The sequence below is a fragment of the Sphingomonas sp. BL-S-05 genome, from assembly GCF_055521695.1.
Window position 1 is genome coordinate 1,464,414 of the sequence record NZ_CM145499.1, and the last position, 15,439, is coordinate 1,479,852.

The window sequence follows — 15,439 nt, forward strand, 5'->3', positions numbered from 1 at the left end:
TGTATCAACGCGGCCGCTATCGCGATCAATTATCAATAGCAACCCCAGATGAGCGAACCGTCGATGACCCGTACCGTGCTTTTTCAGCTTCACTGGTTCCTCGGCATCACTGCGGGACTGGTGCTGGCGGTGATGGGCGTGACCGGCGCATCGCTCAGTTTCGGACCGGAAATTCTGGCGGCGCTGAACCGCGATGGCCCCGTCGCGGCGGGTACCCGTCTGTCGGGACCGGCGCTGGCCGAGCGGTTCGCGGCGCAACGGCCGGATGCGGCGATCACCCGATTGACCGTGCCGGCCGATTTCGAGCGAGCCGACGCTGGTCGGCTATACCCTGCCCGGGTCGAAGGAACGCCATATCGAGCGGATCGACCCGGCAACCGGGCGGCTAACGGGCGAATTGCGCGGCATCGGCGTGTTCGAGGTGATGGAGGATCTGCACCGCTGGCTGGCGCTGCCCGACGGCGGCGACGGGTGGGGGCGGCAGATCACCGGCTTTTCGGCGATCGCGCTGATCTATTTCGCATTGTCAGGGCTGTATCTGCGCTGGCCGAAACGGGCGCTCGACTGGCGCAACTGGTTCGTACTCGACCTGAAGAAGACCGGACGCAACCTGTATCGCGCGCTGCATGCGGTGGTCGGCGGCTGGGTGCTGGTGTTCTACGTCATCAGCGGGCTGACCGGGCTGTGGTGGTCCTATGACTGGTATCGCGACGGGGTGAAGGCGATGCTGGTCGCCGAGGCGCCCGCCGACCGAACCCGCCACGCCAAGGGAGCCAAGGCCGATCTGACGCTGGCATGGCGGAGTTTCGAACGCGCGACCGAGGGACGCCAGTACGAACGGGTCGTCGCCAGCGTTCGCGACGATCAGGTGCAGTTCCGCGCGAAACTGCCCGATGCGCGCCATGACCGGGTCAGCGACGAACTGACCATCGACGGCATCAGCGGCGCGGTAGTATCGGCGACACCCTATGCCGCTCGGACGCTGGGCGAGGATATCGTCACCAGCGTCTATGAACTGCATCGCGGCGCCTATTTCGGCATTGCCGGCCGGATCGCGATCCTACTGAGCAGCCTTGCGATGCCGTTATTCACCATCACCGGCTTCCTGCTGTATTTCGCGCGTCGGCGGCGCAAGGCGGCATTGGCCGCGGTCGTGACCGACACGTCCGAGGTGCCGATGGCGCAGGCGACGACGCTGGTCGCCTATGCGAGCCAGACCGGATCGGCAGAGCGGATCGCGCGACTGACCGCCAAGGCCCTGCCCTCCGCCACCGCGCTGCCGATCGCGGCGCTGGACGATGCCGCGTTGGCGCGGGTCAGGCGGCTGTTCGTGGTTGCCAGCACCTATGGCGAGGGGGAGCCGCCGGACGCTGCGCGCGCCTTTGCCCGGACGCTCGACGGAACGGCGCCGGACCTGTCGCACCTCGAATATGCGGTGATGGCGCTGGGCGACCGCGAATATGCCGAATTCTGTGCGTTCGGCCACCGGGTCGACCGCTGGCTGCACGATCGCGGCGCGACCCGGCTGTTCGATGCGGTCGAGGCCGATGGCGACGATGCCGATGCGCAGCGTCATTGGCAACGGCAACTGGCCGGTCTGGGCGCGCGCACCGATCAGCCGGACTGGGCGCCGGCGGCGATGGGTGGATGGCGACTGGTCGAACGTTGGCCGCTCAATCCGGGCAGCAGCGGCGGCGAGGCGTGGCATGTCGTGCTCGAACCGGTCGACGGCAGCGCCGACTGGACCGCTGGCGATATCGTCGAGATCGTACCGCAACAGGATGTGCGCCGGGTCGACGCCTTCCTGACCACGACCGGCATCGCCGATACGCCGGAGACGCGCGCGCTGCTGATGACGCGTATCCTGTCGGGTGCGCCCGATACCGATATCGCGACGCTCAAGCCGATCGGCCACCGCGAATATTCGATCGCGTCGATCGCCGCATCGGGCCGGGTCGAACTGATCGTGCGGCGGTGCCCGGCAGTTGACGGCTTCGACGGTCTGGGATCGGGCTGGCTGTGCAACGGCGCTCCGGTTGGCGGGATCGTACAGGCGCGGGTGCGGGCCAATCCGGCCTTCCACCCGCCGCAGGACCCCGCCACGCCGCTCCTCCTGATCGGTAACGGCACCGGGCTGGCGGGACTGCTCGCCCATCTCCGTCACCGGGCGGCCGGCGGCGGCGGACCGGTGGCGCTTTATTGGGGCGAGCGACAGGCGGCGCGCGACGATTTCCACGTGGCGGAGCGGCAGGCGCTGATCGAGCGCGGGATCCTGACCCGGTCGGTCACCACCTGGTCCCGCGATCCGGGCGGCCATCGCTATGTCCAGGACGCGGTGGCGGCGGATGCGCCGGCGATCGCGCAGGCGGTCGCGGGCGGAGCCGCGATCTATGTCTGCGGCAGCGTGCAGGGCATGGCACCAGCGGTCCATGCAGCCCTCACCACGATCCTCGGCGATGCGATGGTCGAGGCGATGCTGGCCGACGGTCGCTACCGCCGCGATATCTATTGAGCGGCGATCAGTGGCGGTGCTCGCGCCGCAACCGGTAGCGCCCATCGGCATAGTCGTCGAACAGGCCGGTGATCGCGGGATGATCGACCGGTTCCTCGCTGTCGTCGGCGATCAGATTCTGCTGGCTGACATAGGCGACATAGCTCGCATCGGCATTTTCGGCGAGCAGGTGATAGAAGGGCTGGTCCTTGCGCGGGCGCGCCTCGGCCGGGATCGACTGATACCATTCCTCGCTATTGGCGAAGATCGGATCGATATCGAACACGACTCCGCGAAAATCGAACAGGCGGTGGCGCACGACGTCGCCGATCGAGAAACGGGCATGGGCGACCGGCGGCAACGGCGTGCCGCGGTCGAGCGGGGGGGAGGACGGGGCCTTCATGCGAAATAATCTAGGTCCGATGTGCGATTGCAGCAAGGAGGCGCTTGCAAGTCTCGAATCCTTGGGCTAACCGACCGCCCTCGCTGACCACCGTGCCGCGCTGACCTGCGGCATGGAGCGAGAAACCTCTGCGGAGAGGTGGCAGAGTGGTCGATTGTACCGCACTCGAAATGCGGCGTGCCTTTACGGGTACCGAGGGTTCGAATCCCTCCCTCTCCGCCATTATCCCATCCCGATACAGCCCAATCAGTCCCTACGGGGCAGCATTTGCGTGCGTTTTCGGCTATGGCCCGTCTCAACCGATCCTGATTTGTTCCAGCCCAGCGCGGGGGTATCGAGGGTATCGGTCGGGGTACGATAGAACGAGGTCGGGGTATCATGCTGACGGACGCAGCCGCTCGGAAGGCCGAGCCGAAGGACAAGCCATATAAGCTCTCCGATACCGGCGGGCTCTACCTGTTCGTCGCCCCCTCGGGGCTGAAGTCATGGCGCATGAAGTTTCGCATGGACGGAAAGGAGAAGCTCCTGACGTTCGGCACCTATCCCGATATGCGGCTATCGGCCGCGCGCGAGAAACGCGACGCGGCACGTCTATCGATCCGCCAAAACGTCGATCCGTCGGGCGCGCGTCGTCGGGCGCAGGAAGAACGCGAGCGCGAGCGGGCCGAACAAGCCAAACTGGTGACGTTCGAATCGGCGGCGCGGTTGTGGTTCGACTTGCAGAAAGGTCGCTGGGCGCCGGTTCACGCCGACGACGTGCTAACGAGCCTCGAACGCGACATCTTCCCCAGCCTGGGCGACAAGGCGCTGGTCGCGATCACCGCGCCTATGGTGCTGAAGACGCTGCGCGTCGTCGAGGACCGCGGCGCGATCGAGACAGCGAAGCGGCTACGCCAGCGCATATCGGCCGTCTATTCCTACGCGATCTCCGAAGGCATCGTGGAGAGCGACCCCGCGGCGGTCGTCGGCAATGCGCTGAAGCCGTTGCCGAAGAAGGGGCAACAGCCTGCGTTGATCGCGATCGACGAGGCGCGCGGCGTCCTGCTCGCGGCCGAGGCGTCCGGCGCGTCGCCGATCACGAAACTTGCGTCGCGCTTCCTCGCGCTGACCCAATCGCGGCCCGGCATGGTCCGGGGCGTCGCGTGGGACGAGATCGAGGGAGTCGATTGGGATGACCGGACCTATGGCCCGTTCCTGCCGATCTGGCGCGTGCCGGCCGCCCGCATGAAGCTGACGCTGCATCTGAAGGACGAGGAATCATTCGAGCATATCGTGCCGCTGACATGGCAGGCGGTCGACGTGCTGCGCGCTGCGCGACGGTTGACGGGTCGCAATCGGCTGGTCTTCCCCAGTCAGCGCCATAGCCACAAGCCGCTCAGCGAGAACGCGATCGGGTATCTGTATAACCGCGTGGGGTATCACGGTCGGCACGTACCCCACGGCTGGCGGTCCAGCTTCTCAACGAACATGAACGCGCTGGCGGTGAAGCGGAAGTTTCTGAGCGACCCGGCCGTCATCGAATTGATGCTGGCGCACGTCCCGGAGAACAAGGTGAAGGCCGCATACGATCGCGCCGGCCACATGGAGCGCCGGCGCGAACTGTCTCAAGAATGGTCGGACATGCTTATGAAGGGAATGGCGGCGGCGAACGATCTAATCGGCGGTGCCCGGCGAGGCGGCTAACGCCGCTTCGCCTTGGGGATACCCAGCCGCTCGCAAGCCTCGTCGTCGGCAAGGTGCATCGCCTGCCACGGTTTCATGCCGCCCAGAACCCGTTCGCGCATGAGCAGGATCATTGCCCGGTGCGCCTCCGGGTCGACGCGCAAACCGGCGACGATCGGTTCCCCATCACGAAGGTAGTTGATGCCATCCCCATCCTCGACGGTCTCGATTTTGTCGTCGGGGATGAACGGAAAGACGGGGGGCACGTCCTTCTCCTGCGGCGTGATGCAGATATACCGGCCTTCGTTCTCAATCATCGAATGCAAAACCAGTAAGTCGCCCTGTACCCACCAACCGAGAACGTGTTTGCTGACCCCTGTCGGATCGTTCTTGGCATAGAAGATACAGTTCACATGGCATTCCCGCGCCTTCATATTGGCCCAAGCGAGTTCGTGGGCCGGCGCACGCTCACCCTTCACGAAGGGTAGCTGCCGTATCTCTTCGACCTGTCGCGCTTCCCACTCCGATCCCGGGCGGTCCCATAGGTCGCATTCCAGCAGGATCGCTGCGCGCAGTATTGCCTCGCGGCGCTTCGCTTCACCCACGGTAATCCCTCCCTGCTGCGATCAAGGCTCTGTGTTCTGCCGACCCCGTCCACGTCGGCGGGATGTATGTCCCCGGCACCTCTCGGCAGAGCCGAACCATGTTGTGTACCTGCGCGAGATACCCCTCAAGCCTCTCCATTTTGGTAGCCATCGACGACCGCGTGCCGCGGATATCGGACGCTGCCAGCACGTCGACCGGGGTGTCGGAAACCCACCATAGATCGGGGTTGTCGCCGACGTCGCGGGCGCTCTCGTTCAGTGCCCTGCCCTCGCCCGTATCGTACCCTCGATGCGTCGGCCACGGCACGACCGGAATGTCGCTGGTCCGGAAGCCAAGCGCGATCCGGTTCATCACCAGTACCGAGACTGCCGTAGCGTCGAGCTCGAGCCGCTTCGTTTCACCAGTTTCCTTGTCTGTCGTATAGACGTCGAAGTGCTGAAGGCACTTCGGCACGTTGATGTCGGAAGTGAACCACGCCAGCGCCGGGAAGTCCTCCAACGGCCGGCGGAACCCGGCCGAGGTGTAGACCTTGCCGAACGCCGGGTGCTCTGCACCGTCCGATCGCCCTTCGAGATCGATCACTCCCGACATCCAGATTAGGTTCGTGCGGATGATGCTGGTGTGGTGCCACACCATGTCTTTCTGTGCGGCTGCGCGCCGCTTCGCTTCGCCCATAGTTGCCTCCTTACGCTGTCGGGCGCCAACCCATCGGGTTCGCGACCCACGCGTTGATGTCGGTTTCGTACCACGCGACCAGTCCGTCACTGATCGGGGTCGGTTCGGGGAATGTCTTCGCTGCGATCCTACGATAAATCGTCGACCGGGAAAGAGCCGTGCGCTTCACGACATCGGCCAGCCGCAGGAAGTTGTCTCGGCTTCGATCGGTCATTGCCGCCTCCGATGCTTAATCGGTGTAACCTTCGCTTCGGCATGGTCGACGCAGCCCTGTCGCCACGGCAGATGGGTTTCTGCCGAAAGCCGGATCGCCTCCGTCACGGCTTGGTCGAGGGTATCGGTGATGATGACGCCGCCGACATCTTCAAGTTGCCCGTCGCCGCCTACCAAGGTGACGATCCAGACAGGTCGCTTTTCGTCGCCCTCCCAAGCGCATTCCACTACCAGCTCGCCGGCATCCTTTTCACATTCCTTCAAAACCGAGCGCGGACCCTCGACGACGTGGTCGTACAGTTGCGCAGCAATCATCGGCGCGAAGTTCTGCATCAGGACGTTCGAAGCGGCTGCGCATAGCACACCCGCCGCTATGCACGGTTCGGGCTCCTTATCGGTGACAGCTTTCGAGATTGCGAGAATGAGCGCCATTTGCCCTTCGGTTGGCTGCGTCCTCTCCAACTGCTCGATCGCCGAGAGGTCCGCGTACGCGCGGCGAGCCATCTCGCGCTTTGCAGCTTCGATCTGCCCGGCCTTCAGGTCGGCAAAGGCAGCATAGCCTTTCTGTTCGTGAAACCGGACGCCGGCCGGCAGCGTGTCGAGCCAATCGCAGAACGCGATGACGCGCGGGTCGATATTGGTGGTCTCGTTCGTCATCGTCTGTTCCTTCCATCACGGCACGGCGCGCAGCGTCCGCCGACCAGCCGCTTGCTATCCTCGCCGCATTGTCCGCATTCGCCGGGTTCGCCGGCCGGGACCGGCAATCGCGCCGCCGCTAGGCTGTGCGCGAGGTGCTGTTCGGCCAGCTCGTTTGCGTCGTCGATTGCGTCAGCCATCGCCGCGCGTCCCGGCCTTCACCGTTCCGACCTCCTGCATGATGATGAAGGTGCTTTCGGGATAGACTTGCAGGAGGCGACGAGCCTCCGTCTCTGCCGCTGCGCGATCGGCATGGCGGAAGCGAGGGTTGCGCACCTGGCTCTTGTGGCTGGGTTTCACGACGCCAGCGCCGGCCTTCCGCCACAGAAGGAATTTGCCGCGAAACGAGGTGGTGACGCCGTCGATCGCGGCTGGTGCGGTGGTGTTGTCGGTCATGCTGCGGCTTCTTTCGTTGCAGTGGTGTTGGTAGGCTCGTCGCGACGAACGTCGGGCGTCGGGCCGAAAAAGAGGGACCACGACAGGCCGAAGCCTTCGAAGCAGATGCACCACGCACGCCCTTCGCCGCGCAGGTCCCAGCGCTCGGTCGTGTTGTCGCGGTCGATACGGATATCGGGCAGAAGGCTACCGCCCCAGCGTTCGGACAAGCGTTCGAAGAACGTCATGCCGCCTTCCCCCTGTGATCGGCGAGGTTCACGACGAAGCCCGTCGGCGCACGTTCGCCATCGTTCGGGTCGTCGGCTTCGCGTTCCTCCCACGCGCCGCAGCGCCGGCTTTCATGGGTCTGCGGGAACATGGCCCGGACAGTCCGAGTGGTGTCGCCTACCAGCCGCGGCGGGTCGATTGTGCAGACACCCAGGAACTGTTCGGGTTCGCCGGGCAACGTCTCCCAACTAGCGAAGGCTGGACGGCCCCGCTCCCACCATTCGCAGTTCGCGCAGCGTTCGTGATGACGAGGGGGCATGTCAGCGACCCTCCTGCATGGCGAAAGTGAGATAGGCGGCGATACGGCCGGCCTCCTGCGTCGCGTCGCAGTCGGGCATCCGCTCCGCCATCCCCATGACGCGAGCAAGGATCGGTCCGCGATCCTTCCGCGGCATCCGTTCGAGCATTGCCATGATGAACGCAAGGGCGGGCGTCCGCTCGAATGCCAGTGCCTTGCGGACGGCATCGGACGGCTGCTGTCGCTTGGCGCGAGCGTCGGCGATCGGGGTAACGGTCCCCATATCAGCGGCCCTCCCCGTGAAGGCGACGCGCGTCTGCTTCGAATATCTCCAGCCAGTCGTCGGCATAGAACTCGCGGTCGCGCATGTAGGCGATCTTGGTCGCCAGCGCCTCGCAATCCGGGGCGGGCGCATGGACGACAAGGTCCATCGCTGCACAGTACCGGTCGACCGCCGCATCCTCGTCGGGGTGCCGATCCGGCAGGCTGTCGGAATATGATCGGGCAGCAAGGTAGGCAGCGTTCAGCTTATCCCACGTTGTGCGGGGCATTGCGGCGGTCATGCGCTGGCTCCTTCCGGAAACTGCGCACGAACACTTTCCCACGCGTTGTCGAGGCTGCCGAGAACGAGGATCGCCTGCGCGTCGACAACGATCTTTGCCGCTACCTCCATATCCAGCTCGTTGCCTTCGGCGGTCAGCTGCAAAGCGAGCACCATCACGGCTTCGAGTTCTGCTGCGCTTTCAGGTTTGGTGCCGAGGATGCGAGTTTCGAGCGCGGCGATACCCCCGCAAAGCGCATCGGTTTGCTCAGTGCTCAAGAACTTGCCTGCTTCGGCGTTGACGATGCGGCACAGTTCGTTCCGATTGGCCAGCCATTCCCTATGACGAGGCGCCGTCATGCTACGGTTCCTTTCGCAGTCAGCATCGGCGCGGCGTCGCTCAACAGCGCCGCCATCTGTTCCAGCTTGTCAGCGAGGATCTCGGCCGCGCTCCATGACCGCATCGCGGCGATGCCTGCCGTCGACTTGGCGTCGAGTGACGGGATAACGACGTCCATCACGTCGCAGTTGGCACTGGTCAGCGCCAACCCTGCCTGCTCGAGCCACATAGCGACGGCATCAACGACCTTCGTCGGGTCGGTTATGACGAATTGAGTTTCAAAGCCGTTCGCCATCGTTCAGCCCTCCTGCCCGAAGCGCATGGCCTCGGTTTCGAGCATATCGTCCCAGCAATCGGTGAACCGGCCGCCGCCCTTGGCGACGAGGAACTTGAAGGCGAAAGCATTGGCGTCAGGCGATGGGATCGACATCAATGCGTCTTCCGCTTGATCGCGACGCTTTACACACCGGTCCAACGCGTAAGCGTCGACCTGATCGTCCGCTTCGGCTTGGTTCTCCCATTCGCGAGCCTCGACATAGGCGGCGCGGGCGGACGCCCATTCGCTATCGAGACGGGTCGGCGAACGTTCAGAAGCTGCGAACCGCGCGACGTCATCGAATAGCGGCTTGAGGACGTCGGCCCTGTACTGGTCGTTCCAACCATCCTCGCCCGGCGCCAGAAAATATTGCATCTTCCACAGGAGCGCGCCGTGGTGCGGAGCGGGCATTTCAATCGCTGCGTCGACGGCAGCGTTGTATTCTTGATCGTTGTCGTTGATCGCGTCGCGAACTGCGTCCCGGCCTTCCCCGTCGGGCATCGCCTGCAACGCTGCGATCAGGCGGTCGCCAGTCGCCTTAGCGAGATTGATCCGCCACTGCGCGGCATCCCAAGCTGCCGCGGTGCCAAGCTGTGGATGAAACACGACTGCTGCGAGACGGGCGGCGATGCTGCCGGCCGGAGCGCTGAAAATAGGCGGGGTCCGCGCTTCGCGGGCAGCAGTCTTCGGTTCGCCCGACGAGGTCGAGCAAGTGGTTTCGGCGGCCATGAGCCATCCTCCCTGCGGTGTGTGGGTCGCAAGTGGATTGGCGGAGGCTGGCCCCTATTGCGGGATACCGAGCACGACTTTCCTAGCCTTGCGGTCAGGGTCGGCGGGCCTAACGGCTGCACTCACCTGATATGTCCCATTTAGCCACACGGCTAGCGGACTGCAAGACCAAATTAGCCTACTGGCTAAAGTTGTGATGCTTGGAACACGACGCGGCCTACGACGGTGAACGGTTCCCGACCTAGCGGGATGGGTCGATGGTCCGGATTGGACGAAACCGGCTCGAGTCGCGGTGGGTCGCCGCGGAACCGTTTGAACGTCGTTTCTCCGTCGGCATTCATGATCGCGTACAGCTTGCCGTCGAGCAGATCGGTCAGGTCAGGGTCGACAACGACGTAGGCGTTCTCACCAACTACGAGGTCCATGCTATCGCCATCTGGCCGCAGAGCGAAAGCACGCTCGCCCTGATAGGGAACTGCAATATAGCCGCTAGGATCGAGAACAGCTTCGCGCCAGTTTCCTGCCGCGATCTGCCCTACGATTGGGATCATTCGCGCAGGGACCGTTGCGGGCATGTTCGCCAGTAGGTCGGTAACTGGTACGTCGAGGGCGTTTGCTATCTTCATGATGAGATCGCCGCTGGCAGCGCGCTGGGCGCGTTCGACCTTTGCAATGGTCGTGAAGTGGACGCCGACCTTCTCACCGAGCTCAGCCATCGTCAGCCCCTTGCGGAGCCGGACCTCACGGATGCGGTTCATATTCGTAACGTCGACCATGCGGCCCTCCCTCCGCGCCTTAGTAGCCGGTTGGCTAAGGATGGAAAGAGAAATCGGCTAAACCCTTAGTCTCATAGCTGGACACGAACTAGCCATGTGGCTAGTTATGCCACCATGCAATTAGCCGACTATCTAGCCGAACAGCGCATTAGCCTCTCAGCTTTCGCCCGACAGGTAGGCGCCAAGAACGCCCGCACGATCCAGCGATACACGAAGCATGGCCGGGTACCGGCCGGTTCGATGATGGCTAAGATCATGGCCGCGACGAATGGCCGAGTTCAGCCGAACGACTTCTTTCCCGCCGCAGGCGAATAGCGATGGCTGAACCGACAGGGGGGCAGCCCAGCGCTGTGGTCGCCGGGTCCGAACAGGTTGCAGGCTTGCTCGGTCAATGCCGGGCGAAGTCGCAAATCTATACCGCTAGGGAAGTTGAGTTCCTGACGTCGATCGCCGGTCAGAACCGCGCTCGGGTGCAGATACCGTTGACGACCGGGCAACTCGAATGGTTGCAGGCACTTGCCGAGCGTGAACCCCTCGACTTCGCGGCGATCAACAAGGCGGCGCTGGCGGTGTTGCACGCCGTCTGCCGGCGCTGGCTTCCCGATGGCACGCTGTACGGCAACGAATGGGTCGCGAGGAACCCGACGCGGGCGGATGGCAAGCCCGGATCGTTCCGTATCAACGTCAACACCGGCAAATGGGCCGACTTCGCACAGGAAGGTGCGCGGGGCGGAGATCCGATCAGCCTCGCCGCTTACCTGTTCCACGCAAACGACCAGATCGCCGCGGCGACCGATGTCAAGCGAATGGTGGGTCTATGACGTTCGGGGCCGATCCGTTCGTCACGATCACGCCGGACGAGGCGACCGAGGCGGCGGCGCCACCAAAGAAGGCGGACAAGGTGCCGATCGTCCCGGTTCCTGCCGACGCGCCGCCGTTCAACTTCAAGATTCCCGCGCTTGGTGGAGCGCCGAAACGCACATGGGCGTACCGGGACGGAACCGGAGCGCTGCTTGGGTATGACGCCCGGTTCGAATACATGGCGGACGGCGAGCCGGCGAAAGACGTCCTGCCCGTCACCTTCTGCCAGGTCGGCGATAAACAGGGATGGCGATCAAAGGCATTGCCTGCGCCTCGTCCGATGTACGGGCTCGACCGGCTGGCGGAGCGGCCAGATGCGCCGGTTGTCATTGCCGAAGGTGCGAAGAGCGCGGACGCGGCCGGCACGCTGCTGCCGGATCATGTTGCGATGTCATGGTCAGGTGGCGCGAACGCGATATCCCAGACGAACTGGTCGTCCCTAAAGGGGCGCAACGTCCTAATCTGGCCGGATCGCGATCGGCATACCGACGTGGCCGGCGAAGAGAAGCCGTACGATGACCAACCGGGCACGATCGCAGCCGAGAACATCGTCGGCAGGCTGAAGGGTGTCGCGGCAACTATCCGCCTGCTCGACCTGTCGGAGTTCGATTGCGAGGATGGCTGGGACGCGGACGACGCCGTTAAAGAAGGTTGGACAGCCGAACGGGCTGCAGCTTTCGTCGACCAGTACGCGCGCGCGGTCGATCAGGAAGCCATCGGCACCGTCCTGCCATACAATTTCGAGAACACGGCCGAGGGCTTGTTCCACGTCGAGTCCGAAAGCCGCCGACTTCGCATCTGCGGCCGGGTCAAGGTGCTGGCGAAGACGCGCGATCTAAACGGGGGCTCATGGGGCCTGCTGCTCGAATGGCGCGACGATGATGGCCGGGTACACCGCTGGTCTATGCCGAAGGCGATGCTGGCCGGCGACGGCGGAGCAGTTCGCGAGGAGCTATTCAGTCGCGGCCTGTTCGTGTCGACCGATCCGAAAGCCCGCGCGAAACTGCTTGAGTTTCTGTCGACGGTCGACACGTCAGTTCGCGCCCGTGCGGTGCAAAAGGTCGGTTGGGCTGGAACGGCGTTCGCCTTGCCGCATGTCACCATCGGCGACACCGCCACTGATCGCGTCATATTCCAGAACCCGGACGCAGGCGCCCACCATTACACCAGCGCCGGCACCCTCCGGGAATGGCAGGACAACGTCGCGAAGCTGGCGATTGGTAACAGTCGTCTCGTCTTCATGATGTCGGCGGCATTCGTCGGCCCTATCCTCGCGCCCGCGACCGAAGAGGGTGGCGGCGTCAACCTTGTCGGCGGGTCGAGTACCGGCAAGACCACTGGTCTCAAAGCCGCGGTCAGCGTCTGGGGGCCGCCATCGTTCATGCGGACGTGGCGGGCGACCGGAAACGGCCTCGAAGGTGTCGCCGCGCAGCATTCGGAAACGCTGCTGTGCCTCGACGAGCTCGGGCAGCTTGAACCGCGTGAGGCCGGGCCAGTCGCCTATATGCTTGGCAACGGTCAGGGAAAGGTTCGCGCATCGCGCAGCGGCGGTTCACGAGCCCCGGCAACATGGAACATCATGTACTTGTCGACGGGCGAGGTTTCGTTGGCGGACATCGCGCGCGAAAGCAAACCCGGCAAGTCGCCGATGGCGGGGCAAGAGGTCCGCATCCTCGACGTGCCCGCTGACGCCGGCAAGGGCATGGGCCTGTTCGAAAACATTCACGGCGCCGACAGCCCAGAGGCGTTCTCCCGTCAGATCAAATCGGCAGGCGACGAATATTACGGCACTGCTTCGCTTGCGTTCATTGAGGAGCTGGCCGCGATACACGGCGATGTCGGCGACATGATCGCAGCGAGTGTGGCGGACTTCGTGGCGACCCATGTGCCGGCCGGTGCCGATGGACAGGTTCAGCGCGCAGCTCGGCGTTTCGGTCTCGTGGCGGCGGCTGGAGAACTGGCTACGGCGCTCGACATCCTTCCATGGCCGAAGAACGAAGCGTTCGGCGCGGCTGGTGTCATGTTCAAAGCGTGGATCGGTCGCCGCGGTGGCGTGGGTTCGGCAGAGGACCGCAATATCCGCGACCGCCTCATGGCGTTCATCGAAGCGCATGGCAGTTCGCGCTTCTCACCAATAGTCCAGCCCGATGCCAGCTTTGAACGTCCGGTAAACAATCGAGCCGGTTTTTGGGCGAACCGATTGGTCGGCGGCGAGACGGTCCGGGAATACCTGTTCCTGCCCGAAGCGTTCAAGGACGTCTTCGCGGGCTTTGATATGGCGACCGTAACCCGAGTGCTGATCCGGGAAGGGTTGCTGCACCCCGACAAGGCAAAGAAATCCGCGCAAAGCCGAACCCTTCCAGAGATCGGGAAGGCGCGGGTCTATGTCGTGAGCGTCTCGGAAACGGAGGGGCCGAATGGCTGACCCGTTCGCCTTGATCCGCAAGCGCGATGTGGAGGAAACGACCTCGTACACCCAGGTCGAAGAACACCCGGAACACGCGAACACGGCAGAGGTGTTCGAAGAAAAACCGCACTTTTCCGCCATTGCACACCGGGAACACGAGGAACACCGGCTAGAACCGGGAGGGCTAAGGATGCGCGATTTGACGCATTTGCCGCCTCATTGGACGGGTGCGATGCGATCGTTGGCTCAGGTGCCCTGCCCGTCATGCGCCCGCCCCGAACGATGGCGGCAGATCGTTCGCGACGCCGCGACATTCCTGCTGAACTGGCACGATCAGGCTGACGAAATGGGTTGGACAGTCGGGCATGTGTTCGGACTGGACCCGGGCGAACCGAATGGGGCGATTGGATTGGTCCTGTTGATCAACGGCGGCAGCGTCCGCCGTCTTTTCGTTGATGAGCGGGGACGACATGCCGCGCACCTCAAGCGAGGTGCGGCGGACGAGATCGTATGGCGGCTGATCGCTGCCGACGCCCCGCCAGTGTGGGCGCTGGCCGATATGGAGCTACGGTGATGGAGGAAAATTTGGGGGCGGCTTTAGCGCAAGGTGTTCCGGGTGTTCGCGGTGTTCCGGCGCGGAAAAGCGTGGGTTTACGGGAACACCTATATAGGTGTGTGGTGTTCTCATGTGTTCCACACATTAAGGACCGCACTGCGGAGGGAGCCGCAACATGACCCGGTGGTTCATCCTGCGGACCGCCGGGTCTCGCACCCTGCCCCTCGTCCGATCGCTGGCGACGGCTGGGGTCCGAGCATGGACACCAATTACCACCGCCCGGCGCCGGAAGTCCCGTCGATCGCCGTCGTTCGTCGTCCGGGAGGCGGCGATGCTGCCAACGTTCGTGTTCGTGGATGCCGACCACCTCGACGAACTGGTTCGGTATGAACGATCACCGGCCAGCCCCCACCCGCCCTACTCGGTGTTCCGGTTCTACCACCGCGCGCCCCTGCTGAACGACGCCGCTATCGAGGCGCTGCGCATGTTCGAGCGGCAAGCGGTGCCGAAGGCCGAGCGCCGTACCGTTCCCGTAGGATCGACGATCCGCCTGCCTGACGGTCCGTTCGCCGGGCTGGATGGCATCGTTCAGGCGAGCGATGGCGGGTACACGCTGGTAGCGTTCGGCGGTCGGATGGAAGTGAAGATTGAGACTTTCATTCTGACCGGTGATGCAGTACAGCCCAATCGGTAGCCTTATGGCATCGCTGCATGAGCAGCTAGGGAGCAGGTCGCAACGACCGTCGCCTACGGTGGCTCCCGCCCCGCGTTTCAGCGGTTGTGCGACGCATTGGCGAACATCGATAGGTGGCATCATGCCGAGCAAGCCGCCCAGCCTGACGCTGCGTCGCTATGTCCCGCGTCGGTCATGGGACCACGGAGGCAAGAGCCGGCACGAACGCGGCTACGGCACGGCATGGGACAAGCTCCGTGCGCAGGTGCTGGCTGACGAACCGATGTGCCGTTCCTGCTTACAGGAACACGGTATCGTCACCGCCGCGACGCAGGTCGACCACATCAAGGCGAAGGCCAAGGGCGGCACCGATGACCGGAGCAACCTGCGCCCCCTGTGCAAGCCCTGCCATGACCGCAAGAGCGCGGCCGATCGCGGGCACCGGGTGCGACCGACGATCGGCGAGGACGGATGGCCGGTCACCTGACCGCGCCGGACGCGATCTGACCGAAAATGCGACGAACCGAGTGCGAAACCCCTCGACACCCGGCAACACGCAACATTGTTGCGCATCCCGAGGGGGGGAGGTCGGA

Annotated in this window: 22 protein-coding genes, 1 tRNA gene and 1 pseudogene; 10 read left to right on the forward strand and 14 right to left on the reverse strand. The window is 64.2% G+C overall.

The annotated features are described in order from the left end of the window. Positions 1-132: 132 nt before the first annotated feature. Positions 133-231: pseudogene (locus ACZ1JS_RS06630) on the forward strand (hypothetical protein); the annotation flags it as partial. A gap of 133 nt (positions 232-364) precedes the next feature. After that, positions 365-2,512 carry a PepSY domain-containing protein gene (locus ACZ1JS_RS06635; protein WP_465168645.1) on the forward strand — a complete coding sequence of 716 codons (2,148 nt, stop codon included), beginning with the start codon at positions 365-367 and terminating at the stop codon, positions 2,510-2,512. Positions 2,513-2,519: 7 nt separating this feature from the next. On the opposite strand, the gene hspQ is transcribed toward ACZ1JS_RS06635, so the two are convergent. Then, positions 2,520-2,894, reverse strand: coding sequence for a heat shock protein HspQ (hspQ, locus tag ACZ1JS_RS06640; protein WP_345875632.1), 375 nt, complete (start codon positions 2,892-2,894; stop codon positions 2,520-2,522). 132 nt (positions 2,895-3,026) lie between these two features. Between hspQ and ACZ1JS_RS06645 the strand changes: the two genes are divergently transcribed. After that, positions 3,027-3,116 (forward strand) — tRNA-Ser (locus ACZ1JS_RS06645). A gap of 156 nt (positions 3,117-3,272) precedes the next feature. Next, the gene (locus ACZ1JS_RS06650; RefSeq protein WP_465168253.1) at positions 3,273-4,577 is read left to right on the forward strand and encodes a tyrosine-type recombinase/integrase; all 1,305 of its coding nucleotides are present in this window, start codon (positions 3,273-3,275) and stop codon (positions 4,575-4,577) included. On the opposite strand, the gene ACZ1JS_RS06655 is transcribed toward ACZ1JS_RS06650, so the two are convergent. The 13 genes from ACZ1JS_RS06655 to ACZ1JS_RS06715 all read right to left on the reverse strand — a co-directional run bounded on the left by ACZ1JS_RS06655 (position 4,574) and on the right by ACZ1JS_RS06715 (position 10,349). Next, positions 4,574-5,161 carry a hypothetical protein gene (locus ACZ1JS_RS06655; RefSeq protein WP_465168254.1) on the reverse strand — a complete coding sequence of 196 codons (588 nt, stop codon included), beginning with the start codon at positions 5,159-5,161 and terminating at the stop codon, positions 4,574-4,576. The genes ACZ1JS_RS06650 and ACZ1JS_RS06655 overlap by 4 nt on opposite strands. Next, a complete protein-coding gene (locus ACZ1JS_RS06660) occupies positions 5,154-5,837 on the reverse strand; it encodes a hypothetical protein (protein WP_465168255.1) in 684 nt (227 codons plus the stop codon). The genes ACZ1JS_RS06655 and ACZ1JS_RS06660 overlap by 8 nt, the downstream gene beginning before the upstream one ends. A 10-nt stretch (positions 5,838-5,847) precedes the next feature. Further along, positions 5,848-6,051 carry a helix-turn-helix transcriptional regulator gene (locus tag ACZ1JS_RS06665; RefSeq protein WP_465168256.1) on the reverse strand — a complete coding sequence of 68 codons (204 nt, stop codon included), beginning with the start codon at positions 6,049-6,051 and terminating at the stop codon, positions 5,848-5,850. After that, complete coding sequence (locus ACZ1JS_RS06670) at positions 6,048-6,707, reverse strand: hypothetical protein (protein WP_465168257.1); 660 nt, start codon at positions 6,705-6,707, stop codon at positions 6,048-6,050. Before ACZ1JS_RS06670 ends, ACZ1JS_RS06665 begins: the two co-directional genes overlap by 4 nt. 171 nt (positions 6,708-6,878) lie before the next feature. Continuing rightward, entirely contained in the window at positions 6,879-7,142 is a 264-nt protein-coding gene (locus tag ACZ1JS_RS06675) for a hypothetical protein (RefSeq protein WP_465168258.1), read from the reverse strand. Continuing rightward, entirely contained in the window at positions 7,139-7,369 is a 231-nt protein-coding gene (locus ACZ1JS_RS06680; protein ID WP_465168259.1) for a hypothetical protein, read from the reverse strand. Before ACZ1JS_RS06680 ends, ACZ1JS_RS06675 begins: the two co-directional genes overlap by 4 nt. Continuing rightward, positions 7,366-7,500: a hypothetical protein gene (locus ACZ1JS_RS06685; protein ID WP_465168260.1), complete on the reverse strand. Its 135-nt coding sequence runs from the start codon at positions 7,498-7,500 to the stop codon at positions 7,366-7,368. The genes ACZ1JS_RS06680 and ACZ1JS_RS06685 overlap by 4 nt, the downstream gene beginning before the upstream one ends. A gap of 169 nt (positions 7,501-7,669) precedes the next feature. Further along, complete coding sequence (locus ACZ1JS_RS06690; RefSeq protein WP_465168261.1) at positions 7,670-7,930, reverse strand: hypothetical protein; 261 nt, start codon at positions 7,928-7,930, stop codon at positions 7,670-7,672. 1 nt (position 7,931) lies between these two features. After that, positions 7,932-8,210, reverse strand: a complete 279-nt coding sequence (locus ACZ1JS_RS06695; RefSeq protein ID WP_465168262.1) for a hypothetical protein — start codon at positions 8,208-8,210, stop codon at positions 7,932-7,934. After that, positions 8,207-8,548 (reverse strand): hypothetical protein, encoded by a 342-nt coding sequence (locus tag ACZ1JS_RS06700; protein WP_465168263.1) that lies wholly within the window; start codon positions 8,546-8,548, stop codon positions 8,207-8,209. Before ACZ1JS_RS06700 ends, ACZ1JS_RS06695 begins: the two co-directional genes overlap by 4 nt. Continuing rightward, positions 8,545-8,823: a hypothetical protein gene (locus tag ACZ1JS_RS06705; protein WP_465168264.1), complete on the reverse strand. Its 279-nt coding sequence runs from the start codon at positions 8,821-8,823 to the stop codon at positions 8,545-8,547. Before ACZ1JS_RS06705 ends, ACZ1JS_RS06700 begins: the two co-directional genes overlap by 4 nt. 3 nt (positions 8,824-8,826) lie before the next feature. Further along, a complete protein-coding gene (locus ACZ1JS_RS06710) occupies positions 8,827-9,573 on the reverse strand; it encodes a hypothetical protein (protein ID WP_465168265.1) in 747 nt (248 codons plus the stop codon). Positions 9,574-9,758: 185 nt separating this feature from the next. Further along, positions 9,759-10,349: a LexA family protein gene (locus tag ACZ1JS_RS06715; protein ID WP_465168266.1), complete on the reverse strand. Its 591-nt coding sequence runs from the start codon at positions 10,347-10,349 to the stop codon at positions 9,759-9,761. Between the two features lie 114 nt (positions 10,350-10,463). Between ACZ1JS_RS06715 and ACZ1JS_RS06720 the strand changes: the two genes are divergently transcribed. The 6 genes from ACZ1JS_RS06720 (at position 10,464) to ACZ1JS_RS06745 (ending at position 15,333) form a co-directional block, all read left to right on the forward strand. Beyond that, on the forward strand, positions 10,464-10,664 hold the full coding sequence (locus ACZ1JS_RS06720; RefSeq protein ID WP_465168267.1) for a hypothetical protein: 201 nt from the start codon (positions 10,464-10,466) through the stop codon (positions 10,662-10,664). 2 nt (positions 10,665-10,666) lie between these two features. Next, positions 10,667-11,170 (forward strand): hypothetical protein, encoded by a 504-nt coding sequence (locus ACZ1JS_RS06725; protein WP_465168268.1) that lies wholly within the window; start codon positions 10,667-10,669, stop codon positions 11,168-11,170. Then, complete coding sequence (locus ACZ1JS_RS06730; protein ID WP_465168269.1) at positions 11,167-13,635, forward strand: DUF927 domain-containing protein; 2,469 nt, start codon at positions 11,167-11,169, stop codon at positions 13,633-13,635. The genes ACZ1JS_RS06725 and ACZ1JS_RS06730 overlap by 4 nt, the downstream gene beginning before the upstream one ends. Continuing rightward, complete coding sequence (locus ACZ1JS_RS06735; RefSeq protein ID WP_465168270.1) at positions 13,628-14,191, forward strand: hypothetical protein; 564 nt, start codon at positions 13,628-13,630, stop codon at positions 14,189-14,191. Before ACZ1JS_RS06730 ends, ACZ1JS_RS06735 begins: the two co-directional genes overlap by 8 nt. 157 nt (positions 14,192-14,348) lie before the next feature. Next, positions 14,349-14,867, forward strand: coding sequence for a transcription termination/antitermination protein NusG (locus ACZ1JS_RS06740; protein WP_465168271.1), 519 nt, complete (start codon positions 14,349-14,351; stop codon positions 14,865-14,867). Positions 14,868-14,988: 121 nt separating this feature from the next. After that, positions 14,989-15,333 carry an HNH endonuclease gene (locus tag ACZ1JS_RS06745; protein ID WP_465168272.1) on the forward strand — a complete coding sequence of 115 codons (345 nt, stop codon included), beginning with the start codon at positions 14,989-14,991 and terminating at the stop codon, positions 15,331-15,333. Positions 15,334-15,439: the final 106 nt, after the last annotated feature.

Excerpts from the sequence above, each read along its gene's own strand:
- hspQ (WP_345875632.1), bottom strand. The coding sequence starts at position 2,894 with ATGAAGGCCCCGTCCTCCCCCCCGCTCGACCGCGGCACGCCGTTGCCG.
- ACZ1JS_RS06650 (WP_465168253.1), top strand. The coding sequence starts at position 3,273 with ATGCTGACGGACGCAGCCGCTCGGAAGGCCGAGCCGAAGGACAAGCCA.
- ACZ1JS_RS06660 (WP_465168255.1), bottom strand. The coding sequence starts at position 5,837 with ATGGGCGAAGCGAAGCGGCGCGCAGCCGCACAGAAAGACATGGTGTGG.
- ACZ1JS_RS06665 (WP_465168256.1), bottom strand. The coding sequence starts at position 6,051 with ATGACCGATCGAAGCCGAGACAACTTCCTGCGGCTGGCCGATGTCGTG.
- ACZ1JS_RS06670 (WP_465168257.1), bottom strand. The coding sequence starts at position 6,707 with ATGACGAACGAGACCACCAATATCGACCCGCGCGTCATCGCGTTCTGC.
- ACZ1JS_RS06675 (WP_465168258.1), bottom strand. The coding sequence starts at position 7,142 with ATGACCGACAACACCACCGCACCAGCCGCGATCGACGGCGTCACCACC.
- ACZ1JS_RS06680 (WP_465168259.1), bottom strand. The coding sequence starts at position 7,369 with ATGACGTTCTTCGAACGCTTGTCCGAACGCTGGGGCGGTAGCCTTCTG.
- ACZ1JS_RS06685 (WP_465168260.1), bottom strand. The coding sequence starts at position 7,500 with ATGTTCCCGCAGACCCATGAAAGCCGGCGCTGCGGCGCGTGGGAGGAA.
- ACZ1JS_RS06690 (WP_465168261.1), bottom strand. The coding sequence starts at position 7,930 with ATGGGGACCGTTACCCCGATCGCCGACGCTCGCGCCAAGCGACAGCAG.
- ACZ1JS_RS06695 (WP_465168262.1), bottom strand. The coding sequence starts at position 8,210 with ATGACCGCCGCAATGCCCCGCACAACGTGGGATAAGCTGAACGCTGCC.
- ACZ1JS_RS06700 (WP_465168263.1), bottom strand. The coding sequence starts at position 8,548 with ATGACGGCGCCTCGTCATAGGGAATGGCTGGCCAATCGGAACGAACTG.
- ACZ1JS_RS06705 (WP_465168264.1), bottom strand. The coding sequence starts at position 8,823 with ATGGCGAACGGCTTTGAAACTCAATTCGTCATAACCGACCCGACGAAG.
- ACZ1JS_RS06710 (WP_465168265.1), bottom strand. The coding sequence starts at position 9,573 with ATGGCCGCCGAAACCACTTGCTCGACCTCGTCGGGCGAACCGAAGACT.
- ACZ1JS_RS06715 (WP_465168266.1), bottom strand. The coding sequence starts at position 10,349 with ATGGTCGACGTTACGAATATGAACCGCATCCGTGAGGTCCGGCTCCGC.
- ACZ1JS_RS06720 (WP_465168267.1), top strand. The coding sequence starts at position 10,464 with ATGCAATTAGCCGACTATCTAGCCGAACAGCGCATTAGCCTCTCAGCT.
- ACZ1JS_RS06725 (WP_465168268.1), top strand. The coding sequence starts at position 10,667 with ATGGCTGAACCGACAGGGGGGCAGCCCAGCGCTGTGGTCGCCGGGTCC.
- ACZ1JS_RS06730 (WP_465168269.1), top strand. The coding sequence starts at position 11,167 with ATGACGTTCGGGGCCGATCCGTTCGTCACGATCACGCCGGACGAGGCG.
- ACZ1JS_RS06735 (WP_465168270.1), top strand. The coding sequence starts at position 13,628 with ATGGCTGACCCGTTCGCCTTGATCCGCAAGCGCGATGTGGAGGAAACG.
- ACZ1JS_RS06740 (WP_465168271.1), top strand. The coding sequence starts at position 14,349 with ATGACCCGGTGGTTCATCCTGCGGACCGCCGGGTCTCGCACCCTGCCC.
- ACZ1JS_RS06745 (WP_465168272.1), top strand. The coding sequence starts at position 14,989 with ATGCCGAGCAAGCCGCCCAGCCTGACGCTGCGTCGCTATGTCCCGCGT.